This window comes from Streptomyces azureus, assembly GCF_001270025.1.
GTDB lineage: Bacteria > Actinomycetota > Actinomycetes > Streptomycetales > Streptomycetaceae > Streptomyces > Streptomyces azureus.
On the sequence record NZ_DF968510.1, the window covers coordinates 1 to 2044 of the forward strand.

A 2044-nucleotide genomic window follows, 5' to 3' on the forward strand; every position below is an offset into this window, starting at 1 on the left:
AAACGAGAGGACACACCGCATGAGCAGCGCGATGCGCCAGACCCCGGTCATGTTCAACCCGCTCTCCGACGGGTTCATGGAGGACCCGCACCCCCACTACGCCGAGGTGCGGCGTCACGCGCCGGTGCATGAACACCCAGGCGGCTTCTGGATGGTCTCCCGGCACGAGGACGTGGAGGCGCTGCTGCGCGCGGAGCACTCTGTCGACAAACGCAACGCCCAGGGTTCCGGCGGTCCCGCCCGCGCACCGCGCCTCAAGGGTCTCGCGCTGATCGACCAGGACCCCCCGCACCACACCAGATTGCGCAAACTCGTCTCCCAGGCATTCACCCCCCGGGCGATGAGCGGCATCGAACTGGTGGTGCACGACCTGGTCGACAAGGCGCTGGACGATCTGGGGCTCGCCGGGGGCGGCGACCTGGTCGAAACGCTCGCGTTCCCCCTGCCGTTCGCCGTGATCACCCGGATCCTGGGGATGCCGGAGATCGACACCGCACGCCTGCGCGAGCTGACCGGCCTGCTGATTCGGCTGGGCGAGCCAGGCGGCGGCTCGCGCGCGAAGGAGGACATCGAAGCTGCCGACGCGGAGATGGTCGAGCTCGTCTCCGACGCGATCTCCCGCAAGCACCGGGATCGCGGCGATGACCTGCTCACTGCCCTCATCGATGCCGAGGACGATGGTGACCGGCTCAGCCACGACGAACTGGTCGCCCAAGTTGCCATGCTCTACGTCGCCGGATATGAGACGACCGTCAACCTGCTCTCGGGCGGGATACTCGCGCTGCTGCGCAATCCCGACCAGCTCGAACTCCTGCGAGCCACGCCCGATCTTGACCGGAACGCGATCGAGGAACTACTCCGCTACGAACCTCCGGTGCACCTCGCCCGACGCATCACCCTGCACCCCCACCGTGTGGGCGAGCACGAGATTCCGGCCGGCTCGGTCGTCCTGGCAAGCCTGGCCGGGGCCAACCGCGACGAGGAGTTCTGGGGCCCGGACGCCGGCCAACTGCGGTTGGACCGTGAGAACGCACGCCGCCACGTCTCCTTCGGCGGAGGCGCCCACTACTGCATCGGCGGGATGCTCGCCCGTATCCAGGGAAGGATTGCCGTCGGAGGACTGGTCCGCCGCTTCCCCGGCCTGGAACAGGCGGGGGAGGTCCGCTGGAACGGCCTTCTGAGCCTGCGCGGGGCCACTCACCTCCCCGTCCACGTCTGACCGTCACACGCTGCGCGGGCCTCTGGGGCAGTAGGCGGAGCTCCTCCCGCCCCAGAGGCCCGCGGCCAGGGAGCGTTCTCGTCTGCCTACCTTCACCAGACAGGCGCTCGAGATCAGTCAGATCCACTGTCGCTCCGCTCGCTCACATCCGACCTCGGTGTCGCGTCCTCGTTTCGTGACGGGAGAACACCTCGACTTCGCGCCGCCTCGTACCGCCCGAACCGGAAGATCGTAAACAGTCGTCTACTGACGGCTACTGAACGTAATCACTGCTCATGATCACGCGGAAATGCTCGAACGGTGCTCCCGATCACGCGTAAGTGCTCACGACACTGCGGACCCTAGATCTGTGCGAGCCGGGCTCCCTTCAACGCCATGTGCAGGAGCAGGCGGTCCTCGCCGTCGTCCAGGTCCAGGCCGGTGAGCTTCTCGATCCGGGACAGGCGGTAGTACAGGGTCTGGCGGTGGATGCCCAGCTCGGCGGCGGCCCGGGCGGCCTGGCCGGCGCAGTCGAGGTAGACCTCGGCGGTACGGGCGAGCTCCTGGTGGACGGGGAAGAGCAGTGCGTGCACCACCGGGTCGCAGGCCACCTCCGGCGGCAGCGCGGTGAGCAGCCGGAACGGCCCGATCGACGCCCACTGGGCGACGGGCCCCAGCCGGGGCTCGGCCGACGCGGCCCGTGCCGCCGCCGACGCCTCCCACCAGGCCGTTCCCAGCTCGGCGAGGCCGGAGCGGGGCGTTGCGAGACCGGCGGCCGGGCTGCCGGCTCCGCGCGAGGCGCTGCCGGCCGGGCCGGACGGAGCGGTGCCGGCCGGTCCGTGGGAG

Annotated in this window: 2 protein-coding genes; one reads left to right on the forward strand and one right to left on the reverse strand. The window is 69.7% G+C overall.

Annotated elements, in window-relative coordinates:
- On the forward strand, window positions 1–1219 hold a 1219-nt coding region (locus AOQ53_RS37700), incomplete at its 5' end, for a cytochrome P450 (protein ID WP_330219383.1).
- A gap of 341 nt (window positions 1220–1560) precedes the next feature.
- Here the strand turns inward: AOQ53_RS37700 and AOQ53_RS37705 are convergent.
- Window positions 1561–2044: PucR family transcriptional regulator (locus tag AOQ53_RS37705; RefSeq protein WP_148640435.1), on the reverse strand; the 484-nt coding region annotated here is incomplete at its 5' end.